13 protein-coding genes are annotated in these 16,263 nt (G+C 63.9%); 3 read left to right on the plus strand and 10 right to left on the minus strand.

Annotated elements, in window-relative coordinates; genetic code table 11:
- Nucleotides 1–639: 639 nt before the first annotated feature.
- The 6 genes from ML401_RS12135 to ML401_RS12160 all read right to left on the minus strand — a co-directional run bounded on the left by ML401_RS12135 (nt 640) and on the right by ML401_RS12160 (nt 6,415).
- A complete protein-coding gene (locus ML401_RS12135; RefSeq protein ID WP_285812062.1) occupies nt 640–1,428 on the minus strand; it encodes a fumarylacetoacetate hydrolase family protein in 789 nt (262 codons plus the stop codon).
- Nucleotides 1,425–2,444: a 2-dehydropantoate 2-reductase gene (locus ML401_RS12140; RefSeq protein ID WP_285812063.1), complete on the minus strand. Its 1,020-nt coding sequence runs from the start codon at nt 2,442–2,444 to the stop codon at nt 1,425–1,427. Before ML401_RS12140 ends, ML401_RS12135 begins: the two co-directional genes overlap by 4 nt.
- A 108-nt stretch (nt 2,445–2,552) precedes the next feature.
- Nucleotides 2,553–2,981: a CBS domain-containing protein gene (locus tag ML401_RS12145; protein ID WP_211417590.1), complete on the minus strand. Its 429-nt coding sequence runs from the start codon at nt 2,979–2,981 to the stop codon at nt 2,553–2,555.
- Nucleotides 2,982–3,157: 176 nt separating this feature from the next.
- Nucleotides 3,158–4,492 (minus strand): oxalate/formate MFS antiporter, encoded by a 1,335-nt coding sequence (gene oxlT, locus ML401_RS12150; RefSeq protein ID WP_194407219.1) that lies wholly within the window; start codon nt 4,490–4,492, stop codon nt 3,158–3,160.
- Between the two features lie 252 nt (nt 4,493–4,744).
- A complete protein-coding gene (oxlT, locus tag ML401_RS12155) occupies nt 4,745–6,034 on the minus strand; it encodes an oxalate/formate MFS antiporter (protein WP_211417589.1) in 1,290 nt (429 codons plus the stop codon).
- Nucleotides 6,035–6,277: 243 nt separating this feature from the next.
- Nucleotides 6,278–6,415, minus strand: coding sequence for a hypothetical protein (locus ML401_RS12160; protein WP_211417588.1), 138 nt, complete (start codon nt 6,413–6,415; stop codon nt 6,278–6,280).
- Nucleotides 6,416–6,757: 342 nt separating this feature from the next.
- On the opposite strand from ML401_RS12160, the gene ML401_RS12165 reads away from it, so the two are divergent.
- Nucleotides 6,758–8,089, plus strand: a complete 1,332-nt coding sequence (locus tag ML401_RS12165) for an Hsp70 family protein (protein ID WP_285812064.1) — start codon at nt 6,758–6,760, stop codon at nt 8,087–8,089.
- A gap of 144 nt (nt 8,090–8,233) precedes the next feature.
- Here the strand turns inward: ML401_RS12165 and ML401_RS12170 are convergent, their stop codons facing one another.
- Complete coding sequence (locus ML401_RS12170; RefSeq protein WP_259205429.1) at nt 8,234–8,677, minus strand: SRPBCC family protein; 444 nt, start codon at nt 8,675–8,677, stop codon at nt 8,234–8,236.
- Between the two features lie 220 nt (nt 8,678–8,897).
- Here ML401_RS12170 and ML401_RS12175 point away from each other — a divergent pair, with 220 nt between their 5' ends.
- The gene (locus ML401_RS12175) at nt 8,898–9,857 is read left to right on the plus strand and encodes an alpha/beta fold hydrolase (protein ID WP_259214831.1); all 960 of its coding nucleotides are present in this window, start codon (nt 8,898–8,900) and stop codon (nt 9,855–9,857) included.
- Between the two features lie 69 nt (nt 9,858–9,926).
- On the opposite strand, the gene frc is transcribed toward ML401_RS12175, so the two are convergent.
- The 3 genes from frc to ML401_RS12190 form a co-directional block, all read right to left on the minus strand.
- Entirely contained in the window at nt 9,927–11,204 is a 1,278-nt protein-coding gene (frc, locus tag ML401_RS12180) for a formyl-CoA transferase (protein WP_063195930.1), read from the minus strand.
- 65 nt (nt 11,205–11,269) lie between these two features.
- Nucleotides 11,270–13,003, minus strand: a complete 1,734-nt coding sequence (gene oxc / locus ML401_RS12185; protein ID WP_194407223.1) for an oxalyl-CoA decarboxylase — start codon at nt 13,001–13,003, stop codon at nt 11,270–11,272.
- Between the two features lie 73 nt (nt 13,004–13,076).
- Complete coding sequence (locus ML401_RS12190) at nt 13,077–13,772, minus strand: GntR family transcriptional regulator (RefSeq protein WP_200495029.1); 696 nt, start codon at nt 13,770–13,772, stop codon at nt 13,077–13,079.
- Nucleotides 13,773–14,122: 350 nt separating this feature from the next.
- On the opposite strand from ML401_RS12190, the gene ML401_RS12195 reads away from it, so the two are divergent.
- Entirely contained in the window at nt 14,123–16,252 is a 2,130-nt protein-coding gene (locus ML401_RS12195; RefSeq protein ID WP_211417584.1) for an acetate--CoA ligase family protein, read from the plus strand.
- The last annotated feature ends 11 nt before the right edge of the window (nt 16,253–16,263 follow it).

Here is a 16,263-nt window from a genome sequence, read left to right on the forward strand (position 1 = left end):
ATTCCTCACGCCGGCACACATTTTCGCCATGATTGCTATTGGAGAGCCGAACACCGCGCAAGGGGCTGTCGGAGGTGCATGATGCCTCAGGACGCGCGATCCACTGCTGATTGAGGGAAAGACGGCACGGCGGGTGCCGGGTTTTCCCGCAGCCGTGGGGGCTCCGCCCCGGAATGACGGAGCGAGCATTTCTGTAGCCCGTATGGGCGCATGCGGGAGCATCGCGCGCGGAGCCGGACTACGCTCCATTCCACGCAGACTTCGTCACTCGCCTCAGCCGCCGACGCGACGCGGAGCGCTCATTTGCCGAGGAAGCTCGCGCGTATCTTGTCGGCGAACCAGACGACGAAGATCGCGCCGAATGCGAGCGCAAAGTACAGAGCCGTCCACAAAAGTGCATTATTGGCATTTGTCATGGCGTCCTCCCTGGCATGAGACATCGATCTCTTGCCGGAAAGGATAGTGGCGGCCGGGACGGCGCGATTTGCGCAGGATCAATTTTGCCGCGCTGCGGCGACGATGGCGATAGCCTGTAGCCCGGATGGAGCGAAGCGCAATCCGGGACCTGTGCATGACGATGGACTGCCGGATTACGCTTCGCTCCATCCGGGCTACTCCATCCGGGCTACGGCATCGCAGCTACAGCCGAAACTCGTTGGTGAGCTCGCCGATGCCGTCGATCGCGACGGTCACAATGTTCATCTCTTCCTTCATCACGCCGACGCCGACCGAGGTGCCGACGGCGACGAGGTCGCCGGGGAGCAGGGTCATGTCATGGGAGATTTTGCTGACCAGATCCTGCGCCGAGAAGATCATGTCGGAGATCGGGTAGTTCTGCCGCTCCGCGCCATTGAGGATGGTACGGACCGTGAGCTTCGCCGGATCGAGGCCGGTTGCGATCACGGGGCCGAACGGGCCGTAATCGTCGATGCCCTTGGCGCGGGCCCATTGCGGGAAGGTAGGGTCGCTGGTCAGGATGTCGTTGGCGGTGATGTCGTTGACGCAGGTATAGCCGAAGATGAAGCTGTCGGCTTCTGCCGGCGAGACGCGCGCGCAGGTCTTGCCGATGACGATGCCGAGCTCGCCCTCGTAGGTGGTCTTGCCGTCGTAATAAGAGGGACGGCGGATCACGGCGCCCGGCGTCGTGATGCTCGTGGTTGCCTTGAGGAGATAGAGCGGCTCCGGCGGCTCTGGCTGGTTCAGCTTGGCGGCGAGCGCGTGGAAATTATTCCAGAGCGCGACGATCTTGCTGGGCGCGCAGGGCGCGAGCAGCTCGACCTCCGACAGCGCCAGCGTCCTGGCCGTGGCGGCGTTGCGGCCGAACATCTCGCCCTCATGCACGCTGATGCCCGATGAGGTCAGGGTGCCGAAACCGGTCGTGCCATTATTCCGGAAGCGCAGCCACTTCTTGATCTCGCCAGCCATCATGCCACCGCCAGTGCGCGGGGATCTGCCGGCGTCGAGACGCCGTCATAGAGCCCGGCGATGCGGGCGCGCTGGGTCACCATCGCCAGCACCGAGTCGAGTGCGGGCGTCGGGATGCCGGTGAGGCGGCCCATCTCCTGCACGACGGTGACGAGCGGGTCGATCTCCATCGGGCGGCCGCGCTCGAGATCCTGGAGCATCGAGGTCTTGTGGGCGCCGACCTTGCGGGCGCCCTCGATGCGGCGCTCGACGTCGACGCGGAACTTGACCCCGAACGTCTCGGCGATCGCCTGCGTCTCCACCATGATCGCGCGCGACAGCGCACGCGTGGACGGATCGGTGCAGATCACGTCGAGCGTTGCGTGCGTGAGCGCGCTGATCGGGTTGAAGCAGACATTGCCCCAGAGCTTCAGCCAGATCTCGTCGCGGATGCGATCGAGCACCGGGGCCTTCAGCCCGGCGGCGACGAACAGATCGGCAAGGCGCTGCACGTCTGGTGTGATCTCGCCGGAGGGCTCGCCGAGCGGGAAATTGTTGCCGTAGACGTGACGGATCACGCCGGGCGCCTCGATCTCGGTGGCGGGATAGACGATGCAGCCGATGGCGCGCTCGGCGCCCAGCTCGCGCCACTGCCGCCCGCCGGGATCGATGCTCTCCAGCGTCGAGTTCTCGTATCGGCCGCCGTGCTTGTGGAAGTACCAATAGGGAATGCCGTTGACGGCGGTGACGATGCGGGTGTGCGGCCCGAGCAGCGGCTGCATCTTCTCGATCACGCCCGTGATCGAATGCGCCTTCAGCGTGATGATGATGTAGTCCTGCACGCCGAGCTCATTGGGGTCGTCGGTGCAGCGCGGATGCACGGTGTACTTCTCTTCGCCCGCGAGCAGCGTCAGGCCGTGCTCGCGCATGGCGGCGAGGTGTGCGCCGCGTGCGATGAGGCTGACATCGGCGCCTGCGCGTGCGAGCTGAACCCCGAGATATCCGCCGATCGCGCCGGCGCCGTAGATACAGATCTTCATGAAATCCTCGCGGAGGGAGCCGAAGTCCGATTTTTGGGACGAAAGATCCGGTCCGGCTCGGAAGGATCCGAGCCGGGGCCGGTAGTCGCAGGGGAAGGGTCGTATCGTTTAGGCGGCCGCTTGCGGCGTGCCGTTGAGGGCCTCGTCGATGGCAGCTGCGATGTCGCGCATGCTGATGACGGAGACGAGGCTGTAATCGTCGATCACCGGCAGGTGGCGGATGTGGTGCCGGTTCATCAGGTGGCGGACGTCATCGATCGTGTCGCTCGAGGTGCAGGACACCAGCTGCTGCACCGAGACGAGCTGCGAGACCTTGACGTTGACGGCGTTCGCGCCGTGCTCGGCGACGGCGCGCACCACGTCGCGCTCGGTGAACATGCCGACCGCGGTGTTACCCTCGGAGCGGACCACGTCCTTGACCACCAGTGCGCTGATGTTGTTGGCGCGCATCAGCTTGGCGGCGATACCCACCGTTTCGTTCATTCGCACCGTGACAACGCGCGGCGTCTTCTTGCGCAGAATGTCTCCGACCAGCATTGCAACCTCCCTGGGTGAATGTTGGGAGAAGTGTGGTATACATAATGCCAATCGTCAAGCGCTGGATTTGGCCGATCCGAAAAATCTTGCGACAGCGATACTGACGTTTGCCGTCGGGACAAAAAGAGAAGGGGCGCATCGCTGCGCCCCTTCTCGTTGTTGCGAATATGCGGCGGCTACGCCGTCTCGGTCTTTGCACTTGTCTTGGCACTGCCGGTCGCGGTCTCGGTGCTCTCGGCTTCCTTGCCGAGGATGAAGGAGCGGCGCAGCGGCTTGATCACGAACAGCGCCATCAGCGCTGCCGTCGCATTCAAGGCCACTGCGACCACGAACACGGCCTTCCAGCCATAGGCCGCCGAGATCACGCTTGCGAGCGGAACGAGCAGGGAGGCGGTGCCCTTCGCGGTGTAGAGCATGCCGTTATTGGTGGTTGCGAATTTCGAGCCGAAGGTGTCGCCGCAGGTCGCGGGGAACAGCGAGTAAATCTCGCCGAACACGCCGAAGTAAACCGCGGTCGCCAGCACGAAGACGAGCGGGATATGACCGTAGGCCGATAGCGTCAGCAGCATCAAGGCGGCGGTGCCGAACGCGATGAACATGGTGTGCTCGCGGCCGATCGTATCGGAGACGAAGCCGAAGAACGGGCGGCCGAAACCGTCGAAGATGCGGTCGAGCGAGATCGCGAAGGTCAGTGCCGCCATCTGGAAGCCCGCGAGCGTGACTGGCGTGCTCGCGATCTTGAAGTCGTGCGCGATCGGGGCGATCTGCGCCGCGGTCATCAACCCGCCCGAGGCGACCATGACGAAGACGAGATACATCACCCAGAAAATAGGCGTCCGCAGCACTTGCGGCGGGGTGAAGTCGATCTTGGTCTGCGGCAAATTGAGCTGCTTCTTCTTCGGCGGGATCGAGAGCCGCGGCGGCTGGATGAAGAAGGCGAGCACGAACACGATCACGCCTTGGCCGATGCCGAAGGTGAGGAAGGCGTGCTGATAGCCGCTGGATGCGATCATGGCTGCGATCGGCACCACGGTGAGCGCAGCGCCCGCACCGAAGCCCGCGGCGGTCGCGCCGGCGGCAAGGCCGCGGCGATCGGGAAACCATTTCAGCGCGTTGCCGACGCAGGTGCCGTACACCGCGCCAGCGCCCATGCCGCCGATGACCGCAGCCGCGTAGAGCAGCGTGAGCGAGTCGGCATAGGAGTTGAGGATCCAGGACAGCGCGATCATCACGCCGCCGAACATGATGACGATGCGCGGGCCGTATTTGTCGACGAACCATGCCTCGACCGGCACCAGCCAGGTCTCGGTGACGACGAAGATGGTGAAAGCAAGCTGGATCGCGGCGCGTCCCCAATGATGGGCGGCATCGATCGGATCGACGAACAGCGTCCAGCCATATTGCAGATTGGCGATCATCGCCATGCAGACGATGCCCATGGCGAGCTGGAACCAACGGAAACCGGTGCGAAGAGGCGCGGCCGTGACGGCGCCATCCGTGCTGGAAATCATCAAGAACCTCCCAACGCGCCTGATTGATTGCGACTGTGGATTGCAAGATGACCCAGTGTCGCAAATGTTGTGGCTTATCGTCGCAAGCGCGGGGGAGAGCTTGGTATACCATATTCCAGAAAGCAAGTGCTAACTGCGGCGGATTGTCACAAATATTCGGTTCCAGCGGGGAGCGGGCGCCGCAAGCTTTCCCCAAACGAAAACGCCCGGCCGCAAGGCCGGGCGTCTGCTCGATGAAGCTGTGGTGGGGCGTCAGGCGACCGTCGATTTTGCGACGACGACCTTGCGCCAGGGCTTGAGCACCGCGATCGCCAGCAGCGAGGCCAGGATGTTGGCGCCGGCTGCGATGATGAACACGCTGTCCCAGGTGCCCGACGATTGCTGCATGTAGTTTGCGATCGGTACCAGCAGCGCGGCAGTGCCCTTGGCGGTGTAGAGCAGGCCGGCGTTGGTGGTCGCGAACTTGGCGCCGAATGTGTCGGTGCAGGTCGAGGGGAACAGCGAGTAGATCTCACCCCAGGCGAAGAACACGAAGCCCGAGAGCAGCACGAACCAGATCGGATCGTGACCCCAGAGGTAGAGCATCCAGATGCCGAAGCCTTCCATGCCGAAGGCGATGAACATCGTGTTCTCGCGGCCGATCATGTCGGAGATCCAGCCGAAGAACGGACGCGTCAGGCCGTTGAGCACGCGGTCGATCGTGGCCGCGAAGGTCACTGCCGTCATCGTCACCGCCATCAGCGTGACCGGCACGTTGTCGACCTTCCAGTCGGCCGCGATCGGCTTCAGGTTGGCCGTCACCATCAGGCCGCCGGCGCCGACGATCACGAACATGAAGTACATCAGCCAGAAGATCGGCTGACGCAGAACTTCGGTCGGCTGGTAGTTGCGGCGGGTCTGCAGCAGATTGGCGTTCGCCACCACGTTCGGCACCTGGCCCGCCTTCGGCGACAGCAGGAAGAAGGCGAGGATGCAGATGATGATGCCTTGGCCGAGGCCGAAATAGAGGAAGGTGGTCTGGAAGCCACTGTCCTTGATCATGGCCTGGATCGGCGCGACCGTCAGCGCAGAGCCTGCACCGAAACCTGCCGCTGTGATGCCCGCGGCGAGGCCGCGCTTGTCCGGAAACCACTTCAGCGCGTTGCCGACGCAGGTGCCGTAGACGCCGCCGGCCCCGATGCCCGCGACGATCATGCCGAGGTAATAGCCGTTGAGCGTGGTGGCCTGTGCGTTGATCGCCCAGCCGATGGCGCAGAGCACGCCGCCGACCAGCACGACGATTCGCGGACCGTATTTATCGACGAACCATCCTTCGATCGGCACCAGCCAGGTCTCGAACAGCACGAAGAGGGTAAAGGCCCATTGGATCGACGCGCGATCCCAGCCGAACTTCTTCTGGATGTCGGGGACGAAGAACGTCCAGCCGTATTGATAGTTGGCGATCATCACCATCGCGCCTACACCGATCGCCAGTTGCGCCCAGCGATACGTGTCGCTAACGCGCGCGGTAGTAGGGGCGGTTGCCTGCACCATGTCCGTCATAAAGCCTCCCGTGGCGCCTCTAATTTTTCTGCGAGCGCTGGAGAGGCATTCTTGTATGCATTATGCCAAGCTTCAAGCGCTGGTCCGGCCACCGTGCGCAAATGTCGCAGCCTTGTTCAGCGGCAACTGTGACTCGGAACAGCACAAGTAGAAATGGCCCCGTCGTGCGGGGCCATTCATCAAAAGTAGCATGTGGATCGTTCTGAAACCGTCGCGCTGCATGGCAGCGCGGGAAGTAACGGCTTACAGGCCGAAGCGCGGCAGGTCGCCGTTGTGGTTCGAGATCTCGGCGCTCGCCATCAGGAAGCTGTCGATCGCGGCCATCAGACGGGCGAACAGCGAGGCGGAGGGGGCGAAAGCAACGGAAGCGGTCTTGGACATTGGATTCCCTTTCTCGAGACGGCAGTCTTGCGTCTCATGTCTGGGAACAATCTATGTATACCAGATGCCACTGTCCATGCGTTTGTTTGCATGGCAGCATGTAATGCGCCGCATTGCAGCATAATGCCAGGTTAATGCGGCCGGTTCGAGCATAAAATTGCCCATCTTGAGCCGTTGAGCGGGCCCTATCATTGCCGAAAGGCGCGAAAGCCTGGGCGGAATCCTGGAATCTCGTCGCGGTGGGCGCCAGGCTCCGGCCGCACTGCAGCGGACGGGCTTGGCAGGACAAGTCAAAGCGGCTAGTGGTCCGCCCCCTTATCCAATCAACCGTCAGAGTGGTTCATGTCGAGCGCCTCGCCCGCCGTCTCGATCGGCATCGATTTTGGGACCAGCAATACGGTCGTCGCGCTCGCGGCGGACGACCGCCGGGTCGAGGCCATCCGGTTCGACCATGGCGGCCAGCGCCACAGCACCTATGTCTCGGCGCTGTGCTTCTGGGAGGACCGGCCGGGCGCCGGGGCCCAGGCCGAGGGCGGCCCGTGGGCGATCGAGACGTTCCTCGAAGGCCGCCACGTCTACCGGTTCCTCCAGTCGTTCAAGACTTTTGCCGCCAGCAGCAGCTTCCAGACCACGCAAGTGTTCCGGCAGCGCTTCAAGTTCGAGGACATCCTGGCGGCATTCCTGCGCACGCTGGCGCGCCATGGCGGTGAGAAGTTCGGCTTCGAGGCGTCCAACATCACGGTTGGCCGGCCCGTGCGCTTTGCCGGCGGCAATCCGGACGAGGCGCTGGCAATGCAGCGCTACCGTGCCGCCTTCGAGCGCCTCGGCGCCGGCCACGCGCGCTATGTTTACGAGCCGGTAGGCGCCGCGTTCTCCTTCGCCCGAAAGCTCGAGCGCGATGCCACCGTGCTGGTTGCGGATTTCGGCGGCGGCACCAGCGATTTCTCCGTGATGCGCTTTTCGCGCAAAGGCGGTGCCCTTCGCGCCGAGCCGCTCGGCCATGCCGGCATCGGGATTGCCGGCGACACGTTCGACTACCGCATCGTCGATCACGTGGTCTCGCCGCGCCTGGGCAAGGGCTCCAGCTTCCGCTCCTTCGACAAGGTGCTGCCGATCCCCAGCGGTCATTACACCAACCTGGCCCGCTGGCACCAGCTGGCGATGATGAAGAGCAATGGCGATCTGCGCGAGCTCCGGGAGCTTGCGCGCACCGCGCTGAAGCCTGAACTGCTCGAGGATTTCATCACCATCGTCGATCTCGACCTCGGCTTTGCGCTGTACCGCGCAGTGTCCGACGCCAAGGTTGCGCTCTCAGTGCAGGACGAGGTGGATTTCCGTTTCAGAGGCGGCGGCGTCGATATCGGATCGACCGTCACGCGAAAGAATTTCGAATCCTGGATCGCCGACGACATCGCTCGCCTCGGCGCCACCGTCGACAAGGTGCTGGGCGAAGCCGGCATCACCGCGCGCGAGGCCGAGAAGGTGTTCCTGACCGGCGGCACCTCGTTCGTGCCGGCGGTGCGAAAATTGTTCGCCGAACGCTTCGGCAACGAACGGCTGATGTCGGGCGACCAGTTCGAGTCGATCGCCTACGGGCTCGCGCTGATCGGGCACAGTCCCGAGCCGGATCGCTGGACCGCCGATGGCGGGATCGGGAAGAAGGCGGGCGCATAGCGCTCGCTCCCATTCTCCGCCATTGCGGGCGCAGCGCCGTAGGGTGGGCAATGCGAAGCGTGCCCACGTCCTGTACGCGACCAAAGACGAATGGCGGGCGCGGCGCCAGTGCGCCTTGCCCACCCTACCATACTGATGTCGCCGCTACTGATTGATCTCGGGCTCGACGAGCTTCGCCAGATTGCGCAGCGATTCCTGCCAGCCGAGATAGCAGGCCTCCGGCGGGATGACGTCGGGAATGCCGGCCTGCGTGATGTCGATCTCGGTGCCGACCGAAACTTTCTTCAGGATCACGGTGACCTGGATTTCGCCGGGCAGGTTGGGATCGTCGAACTTGTCCGTGTAGCGCAGGCGCTCGCCGGGCACGAGCTCGAGATATTCGCCGCCGAACGAGTGGCTGTTGCCCGTCGTGAAGTTCCGGAACGACATCTTGAACGTGCCGCCCACCTTGGGCTCGAAATGATGCACGGTGCAGGTGAAGCCGTTCGGCGGCAGCCATTTCGCCAACGCGTCCGCTTCCAGGAAGGCGCGATAGACCTTCTGCGGGCTGGTGGCGAGAACGCGGTGCAGGCGGATCGTGCTGGGCATGGTTGGCATCCTCATTGATTGATGGGCCCGAGATTGGCGTCTATGGCCCCTTCATGTCACGAGGACGAACGGGACACCGCCGATCCGACACGAGGTCTCGAGTTTTTTGGCGGGTGACCGGCCGCCGGCAATCTGCATCCGCTTCAAAACCGAAGCCACAATTCCGCTGTCCTTCTTCGTTCAACTCTAGCGCGAAACCAGGGGACTTCCGTTGCGCAGGATGCTTTGGGCTTTTGCCGTCATCTTCTGCTGTTTCACGTCGACCGCGGAGGCTGCGGGCATTCAGCTCCTTGAATCCGGCCCGGCGCTGTCGGGCGCGATCTGGTATCCGTGCGCGGCCGAGCCGGCGCATGTGGCGTTGGGCAGCCTTGCGGTCGGCGCCGATTTCGACCTGAAGGGGGCGAGGGATTGTCCTGTCACCGGCGCGAAACTCCCGCTCATCATCTTTTCGCACGGTCGGGGCGGCTGGTTCGGCCAGCATCACGACACCGCGGAGGCGCTGGCTGATGCGGGCTTCGTCGTTGCGGCCATCAACCATCCCGGTGACACCGCAAACGATTCCTCGCGGCGCGATACGCTGTCCCTCTGGGGCTCGCGTCCGGCGGATATCGTTCGTTTGCTCGATTTCATGCTGAAGAACTGGAAGGACCGGGCGGTGATCGATCCCGCCCAGGTTGGGTTCTTTGGTTTCTCGAGTGGCGGTGCGACCGGCTTCGTGCTGATGGGGACCAAGCCGGATTTCGCGAGGATCGCCAGCTTCTGCAAGGAGACGAGCGGCGCTTGCGCGCAGCTTCACAATGGCGAGACGCCGCCCGAGCCGATCCAGGATGCGCGCATCCGCACCGCTGTCATCGTTGATCCCGCGCCAGGCACCCTGACGCGGGAGAATCTCGCCGTCGTCAAGGTGCCGTTCCAGTTCTGGCGCTCGCAGTTCGGTGGCCCCGGTGTCGGCGACGGCTCGGGCACGGAGCGCGTCGCGCAGGGATTGCCGGGCAAGCCGGAGATTCATGTCGTGCCGGCCGGCCATTTTGCGTTCCTCGCGCCGTGTTCGGCCGAGCTCGCGGCAGCCGTCCCCCGCATCTGTACCGACACGCCGGCCGGGTTCGACCGGGTGGGCTTTCACCGCGAGTTCAATGCAGCGGTGGTGAAGTATTTTCGCGATCAGCTCGGAGAGCACTAAGCTCGAAATCGGGATCGAACAAAAAGGCCGCCGAATCCGGCGGCCTTCGTCATTCGCTGTTGTGTCCGCTTACTCCGCGGCCTGCTTCTGCGGCGGGTCGAGCGCGCCGGACTTGTGGATCTCGGCGACCTGGTGGTCGCTGAAGCCGAGCACCGAGCGCAGGATCTCGTCGGTGTGCTCGCCGAGCAGCGGGGAGCGCTCCACCTCGCTCGGTGAATCCGACAGCTTGATCGGGTTGCCGACCGAGATGTACTTGCCGCGGGTGGGGTGATCGACCTCGACCACGGTCCCGGTCGCGCGCAGCGACTGGTCTTCGGCGATTTCCTTCATCGACAGGATCGGGCCGCAGGGGATGTCGTCCTTGTTGAGGATTTCCATCGCCTCGAACTTGGTCTTGGTCATCGTCCACTGCTCGATGCGGGCGAAGATCTCGTTGAGGCGCGGCAGGCGGGCCGCAGGCTTCGCGTAGTTCGGATCGGTCTTCCAGGTGGGCTCGCCGATCACGTCGCAGATCTTCTCCCAGACCGGAGCCTGGGTGATGAAGTAGATGTAGGCGTTGGGATCGGTCTCCCAGCCCTTGCACTTCAGGATGCGGCCGGGCTGGCCACCGCCCGAGTCGTTGCCGGCGCGCGGCACGGCATCGCCGAACGGAATGCCTTCGCCGAACTGGCTGTATTCCTTGAGCGGGCCGTGGGCAAGGCGCTGCTGGTCGCGCAGCTTGACGCGGGCGAGGTTGAGCACGCCGTCCTGCATCGCGGCGGTGACGCGCTGGCCCTTGCCCGAATGCGTGCGCTGATAGAGCGCGGTGACGATGCCCAGCGCCAGGTGCAGGCCGGTGCCGGAATCGCCGATCTGCGCGCCGGTGACGAGCGGCAGGCCGTCGCGGAAGCCCGTGGTCGAGGCGGCGCCACCGGTGCACTGCGCGACGTTCTCATAGACCTTGCAGTCTTCGTACGGTCCGGGGCCAAAACCCTTGATCGAGGCGACGATCATCTTCGGGTTGATCGCCTGGATCTTCTCCCAGGGAAAGCCCATGCGGTCGAGCACGCCGGGGCCGAAATTCTCGACCAGCACGTCGCACTTCTTGATCAACTCGGTGAGGACTTCCTTGCCCTTGGGGTTCTTGGTGTCGAGCGTGATCGAGCGCTTGTTGTGGTTGAGCATGGTGAAATACAGGCTGTCCACGTTCGGGATGTCCTGCAGCTGGCCGCGGGTGATGTCACCCACGCCCGGACGTTCCACTTTGATCACGTCGGCGCCGAACCACGCCAGGAGCTGCGTGCAGGTCGGCCCGGACTGGACGTGAGTGAAATCGAGAATGCGAACGCCCGTGAGCGCTTTGGTCATCTTGTTGCTCCGTACTCTGTGTCTGCCCCTGCACCCGGCAGGGAATAAAGGGTTGAGGGGTGGACTTACTTCTTCTTCTGCAGAACGCTCTGCGGATTGAGGTTGCCGATGCGGCCGCTTTCCGAGCCGGCGGCCGGATCGATCACCGCGTTGATGAGCGTCGGCTTGCCGGACTTCATGGCCTCGTTGACGGCGCGCTTCAGCTCGTCGGGCGAGGTCGCGTTGACGCCGACGCCGCCAAAGGCTTCCATCATCTTGTCGTAGCGCGCGCCCTTGACGAACACTGTGGTCGCCGGATCGGAATTGGCGCCGTTGACGTCGGTGCCGCGATAGATGCCGTCATTGTTGAAGATGACGACGCAGATCGGCAGGTTGTAGCGGCAGATGGTCTCGACCTCCATGCCGGAGAAGCCGAAGGCCGAGTCGCCTTCCACGGCCAGCACGGGATGGCCGGTCTCGAGCGCGGCCGCGATCGCCTGGCCCATGCCGATGCCCATCACGCCCCAGGTGCCGACGTCGAGACGCTTGCGCGGCCGGTACATGTCGATGACGCCGCGGGCGAGATCGAGCGTGTTGGCGCCCTCGTTGACGAGGATCGCCTCGGGGTGCTCCTTGATGACGTTCTTCAGCACGCCGAGCGCGCCGTGATAGTCCATCGGCGATTTGTTGTTCATGAGCTTCGGCGCCATCTTGGCGACGTTCTCTTCGCGCTTGGACGAGATCGCCTTGGTCCAATCGGCGGGCGGTGCGGTCCAGCCAGTTCCCATCGCCTGGTTGAAGGCGGAGACGACCGAGCCGATGTCGCCGACCACGGGCGCGACGATCTCGACATTGGAGTCCATCTCACGCGGCTCGATGTCGACCTGGATGAACTTCTTCGGGGATTCGCCCCAGCTCTTGCCCTTGCCGTGCGAGAGCAGCCAGTTCAGCCGCGCGCCGATCAGCATGACGACGTCGGATTCCTTCAGCACCGTCGAGCGGGCCGCGCCGGCGCACTGCGGATGGGTGTCTGGGAGCAGGCCCTTGGCCATGCTCATGGGGAGGAACGGCACGCCGCTCTTCTCGACGAAATTCTTGATCTCTTCGTCGGCCTGCGCGTAGGCCGCACCCTTGCCGAGGATGATGAGCGGACGCTTGGCGCTCTTGAGCACGTCGAGCGCACGCTTGACCGAAGCGGGCGAGGGGATCTGCGCGGGCGCCGCGTCGATCACCTTGACCAGCGACTTCTGGCCGGCATCGGCGCTCATGACCTGGCCGAACAGTTTTGCGGGGAGGTCGAGATAGACGCCGCCCGGACGGCCCGAGACCGCAGCGCGGATCGCGCGGGCGAAACCGATGCCGATGTCCTGGGCGTGCAGCACGCGATAGGCCGCCTTGCACAACGGCTTGGCGATCGCGAGCTGGTCCATTTCCTCGTAGTCGCCCTGCTGCAGGTCGACGATCTCGCGCTCGGAGGAGCCCGAGACCAGGATCATCGGGTAGCAGTTGGTGGTGGCGTGCGCGAGCGCAGTCAGACCGTTGAGGAAGCCGGGCGCGGAGACCGTGAGGCAGACGCCGGGCTTCTTGGTGAGATAGCCGGCGATGCCTGCGGCGTAACCGGCGTTCTGCTCGTGGCGGAAGGAAATCACGCGAATGCCTTCGGCTTGCGCCATGCGGCCCAAATCCGTGATCGGGATGCCCGGCACATTATAGATAGTGTTGATGCCGTTCAGCTTGAGCGCGTCGATGACGAGATGGAAGCCATCCGTCAGTTCCTGCTCGGTGCCCGGTGCCTCGGACTTGGTCGCGGTATTCAGCATGGGCCTTCTCTCCCTGGTCTCAAGTAGCGGGGCGAATTGTTCGCCCTTCTGGTGAACCTTGCTAGGTGAACAGTTACGTGAACAATTCCTGGCCATGCGCTTCGACGTAAGCGGCAAGGCCGAGGGTGTGGTCGCGGGCGCGCTTCTCCGCAAGTTCGGTATCGCGCGCTTCGAGTGCTTCGATCATCGCGAGATGCTCGGGGAGCGAGGTCGCGGTGCGGTCCTTGCGTCCGATGGTCAGCTGGCGATAGCCGCGCACGTGCAGCAGCAGGTCATTCGTGAGATCGACCAGCACCGGCGATTCCGACAGCGAGATCAGCGCCTGGTGGAAGGCGATGTTGGCGCGCGAATATTCCTCGACATGATCCTCGGGCAGGCGGTCCTTGCCGAAGTCCTTGAAATAGTCGCGCAGCGCCGTGATGTCCTTCTTGCGCGCGGTGGTGGTGATGAGGCGCGCGGCCATGCTCTCCAGCGCCGCCCAGGCGCGGATCATGTCGACGATCTCGCTCTTGGTCCGGCGCACCACCATGATGCCGCGGCGCGGAACCGTCTTCACGAAACCGTCCTGCTCGAGCATCGCGATGGCTTCGCGGATCGGGGTGCGGCTGACACCCAGGCGTTCGGACAGCGCGCGCTCGTCCAGCATCACCGGCTCGGGCGTCGAATAGATGTCCATCTTGAGGATGGCTTCCTTCAAGGCGTCATACGCCTTGTTCTTGAAGCTACTCTCCGGGGCAATACGAACGATTGCGATGTCTGCCTCGGCCATGTTCGGCAACGCCTTGGTTGGTTTCCGTAGTGACACGACGAATCTCCTCCAGTGGGAGTCGTCTTTTACAGGAATATTAACGGGAAAGTTTTTGGCATACCACATGCCAGAATGTCAAGGCGGCTATTTTTTGCGGCGTTCTAGGCCATGCTGCAGCTTGACAAGTTGGCTTCTGGCATACCAAATGCCATCGCCAGCCATTTTTGATCCAAAGCGGCGGAGTAGTCTTGGGCTTTATGCCGCTCCGGCCCGCGACATGGAACAGAGCGCGGCGAATGGCAAGCATCACGGGCAGCCGCAAATACGCGCGCGCTTTGAAAAGAACGAACTGAGGTCAAGGGAGAAGCCACATGTCCAATTCCAAAGAAGCCGTCCGCAAGGTGCTTGACCAGGTCAAGGCGGACAACCGCACCAGCCTGACGGCCCCGGAAGGCAAGCTGGTCTGCGACGCCTACGGCATTTCGGTTCCGAAGGAGGGCGTGGCCAAGTCGGCGGGCGAGGCCGGCAAGATGGCCTCCTCGATGGGCTTCCCGGTCGTGATGAAGATCGTCTCGCCGGACATTCTCCACAAGACCGAAGCCGGCGGCGTCATCGTCGGCCTCAAGACGGCTGAGGACGCCGAAAAGGCCTACGAGACCATTCTGTCCAACGCCAGGAAGTACAAGGCTGATGCCAAGATCGAGGGCGTCCAGGTGCAGCAGATGCTGGCCGGCGGCACCGAAGTCATCGTCGGCTCGATCACCGACGGCTCGTTCGGCAAGCTGGTCGCCTTCGGCCTCGGCGGCGTGTTGGTCGAGGTGCTCAAGGACATCACCTTCCGCCTCGCGCCCGCGACCAAGGAAGACGCGCTCTCGATGCTCGACGGCATCCAGGCCCACGAGATTTTGAAGGGTGTGCGCGGTGGCGAAGCGGTGAACCGTACGGCGCTGGCCGATGTCATCGTCAAGGTTTCGCAGCTCGTCACCGATTTCCCAGAGATCGTCGAGCTCGACCTCAACCCGGTGTTCGCGACGGCGAAGAGCGCGATCGCGGCCGACGTCCGTATCGTTGTCGACTTCGCCTATGTTCCGAAGCCGAAGCCGCGCCCGACCGAAGAGATCGTCGCGGCGATGAGCCGCATCATGCAGCCGAAGGCCGTCGCCGTGGTCGGCGCCTCCGCCGAGGACGGCAAGATCGGCAACTCCGTGATGAAGAACCTCATCAACGGCGGCTACAAGGGCGACATCTATCCGATCCACCCCAAGGCCGCCGAGATCCTCGGCTACAAGGCCTACAAGAGCGTCAAGGACGTGCCCGGCGTGATCGACACCGCCGTGTTCGCGATCCCTGCCAAGTTCGTCGCGGCGGCGCTGACCGAATGCGGCGAGAAGAAAATCCCGGGCGCGGTGCTGATCCCGTCGGGCTTCGCGGAAGCCGGCGCGCCGGAGCTGCAGGCCGAGATCGTCGAGGTCGGCAAGAAGTACGACATCCGCCTGATGGGGCCGAACATCTACGGCTTCTATTATACGCCGGCCAATCTCTGCGCGACTTTCTGCACGGCCTACGACGTCAAGGGCCACGCGGCGCTGTCGTCGCAGTCGGGCGGCATCGGCATGGCCATCATCGGCTTCTCGCGTTCGGCGAAGATGGGCGTTTCGGCCATCGTCGGCCTCGGCAACAAGTCCGATATCGACGAGGACGATCTGCTCGCCTTCTTCGAGCAGGATCCGAACACGAACCTGATCGCGCAGCACTGCGAAGACCTCAAGGACGGTCGCGCCTTTGCGGAAGCGGCAAAGCGCGTCTCCAAGAAGAAGCCGGTCGTCGTGCTCAAGGCCGGCCGCACGTCGGCCGGCGCCAAGGCGGCCTCGTCGCACACCGGCGCGCTTGCCGGCAACGACAAGATCTACGAGGACGTGCTGGCGCAGTCGGGCGTGATCCGGGCCCGCAGCTTGCGGCAATTGCTCGAATTCGCCCGCGGCGTGCCGGTGCTGCCGACGCCGAAGGGCGAGAACGTGCTGATCATCACCGGTGCCGGCGGCTCGGGCGTGCTGCTGTCGGACTCCTGCGTCGACAACGGCCTGTCGCTGATGTCGATGCCGCCGGATCTCGATGCGGCCTTCCGCAAGTTCATCCCGCCGTTCGGCGCGGCCGGAAATCCTGTGGATATCACCGGCGGCGAGCCGCCGATCACCTACGTCAACACGGTCAAGCTCGGCCTCTCCGATGAGCGCATCCACTCGCTGATCCTCGGCTACTGGCACACTATCGTCACCCCGCCGATGGTGTTCGCCCGCAATATGGTCGAGGTGAAGAAGGAGATGGAGGCCAAGGGCTTCGTGAAGCCAATCGTCGCCTCGCTCGCGGGCGACGTCGAGGTCGAGGAAGCCGCCGAATATCTCTACCAGAACGGCATCCCGGCCTATGCCTATTCGACCGAGCTGCCGGTCGAGGTCCTCGGCGCCAAGTACAAGTGGGCGCGCGGGGCAGGGCTGCTCTGACGATCTTCGCC

The sequence above is a fragment of the Bradyrhizobium sp. 62B genome (assembly GCF_030272265.2).
In the GTDB taxonomy this organism is placed as follows: domain Bacteria; phylum Pseudomonadota; class Alphaproteobacteria; order Rhizobiales; family Xanthobacteraceae; genus Bradyrhizobium.

What these genes read in the sequence shown, in the direction of transcription:
- ML401_RS12135 (WP_285812062.1), bottom strand. Translation starts at nt 1,428, where the DNA reads ATGATGGCTGGCGAGATCAAGAAGTGGCTGCGCTTCCGGAATAATGGC.
- ML401_RS12140 (WP_285812063.1), bottom strand. Translation starts at nt 2,444, where the DNA reads ATGAAGATCTGTATCTACGGCGCCGGCGCGATCGGCGGATATCTCGGG.
- ML401_RS12145 (WP_211417590.1), bottom strand. Translation starts at nt 2,981, where the DNA reads ATGCTGGTCGGAGACATTCTGCGCAAGAAGACGCCGCGCGTTGTCACG.
- oxlT (WP_194407219.1), bottom strand. Translation starts at nt 4,492, where the DNA reads ATGATTTCCAGCACGGATGGCGCCGTCACGGCCGCGCCTCTTCGCACC.
- oxlT (WP_211417589.1), bottom strand. Translation starts at nt 6,034, where the DNA reads ATGACGGACATGGTGCAGGCAACCGCCCCTACTACCGCGCGCGTTAGC.
- ML401_RS12160 (WP_211417588.1), bottom strand. Translation starts at nt 6,415, where the DNA reads ATGTCCAAGACCGCTTCCGTTGCTTTCGCCCCCTCCGCCTCGCTGTTC.
- ML401_RS12165 (WP_285812064.1), top strand. Translation starts at nt 6,758, where the DNA reads ATGTCGAGCGCCTCGCCCGCCGTCTCGATCGGCATCGATTTTGGGACC.
- ML401_RS12170 (WP_259205429.1), bottom strand. Translation starts at nt 8,677, where the DNA reads ATGCCCAGCACGATCCGCCTGCACCGCGTTCTCGCCACCAGCCCGCAG.
- ML401_RS12175 (WP_259214831.1), top strand. Translation starts at nt 8,898, where the DNA reads ATGCTTTGGGCTTTTGCCGTCATCTTCTGCTGTTTCACGTCGACCGCG.
- frc (WP_063195930.1), bottom strand. Translation starts at nt 11,204, where the DNA reads ATGACCAAAGCGCTCACGGGCGTTCGCATTCTCGATTTCACTCACGTC.
- oxc (WP_194407223.1), bottom strand. Translation starts at nt 13,003, where the DNA reads ATGCTGAATACCGCGACCAAGTCCGAGGCACCGGGCACCGAGCAGGAA.
- ML401_RS12190 (WP_200495029.1), bottom strand. Translation starts at nt 13,772, where the DNA reads ATGGCCGAGGCAGACATCGCAATCGTTCGTATTGCCCCGGAGAGTAGC.
- ML401_RS12195 (WP_211417584.1), top strand. Translation starts at nt 14,123, where the DNA reads ATGTCCAATTCCAAAGAAGCCGTCCGCAAGGTGCTTGACCAGGTCAAG.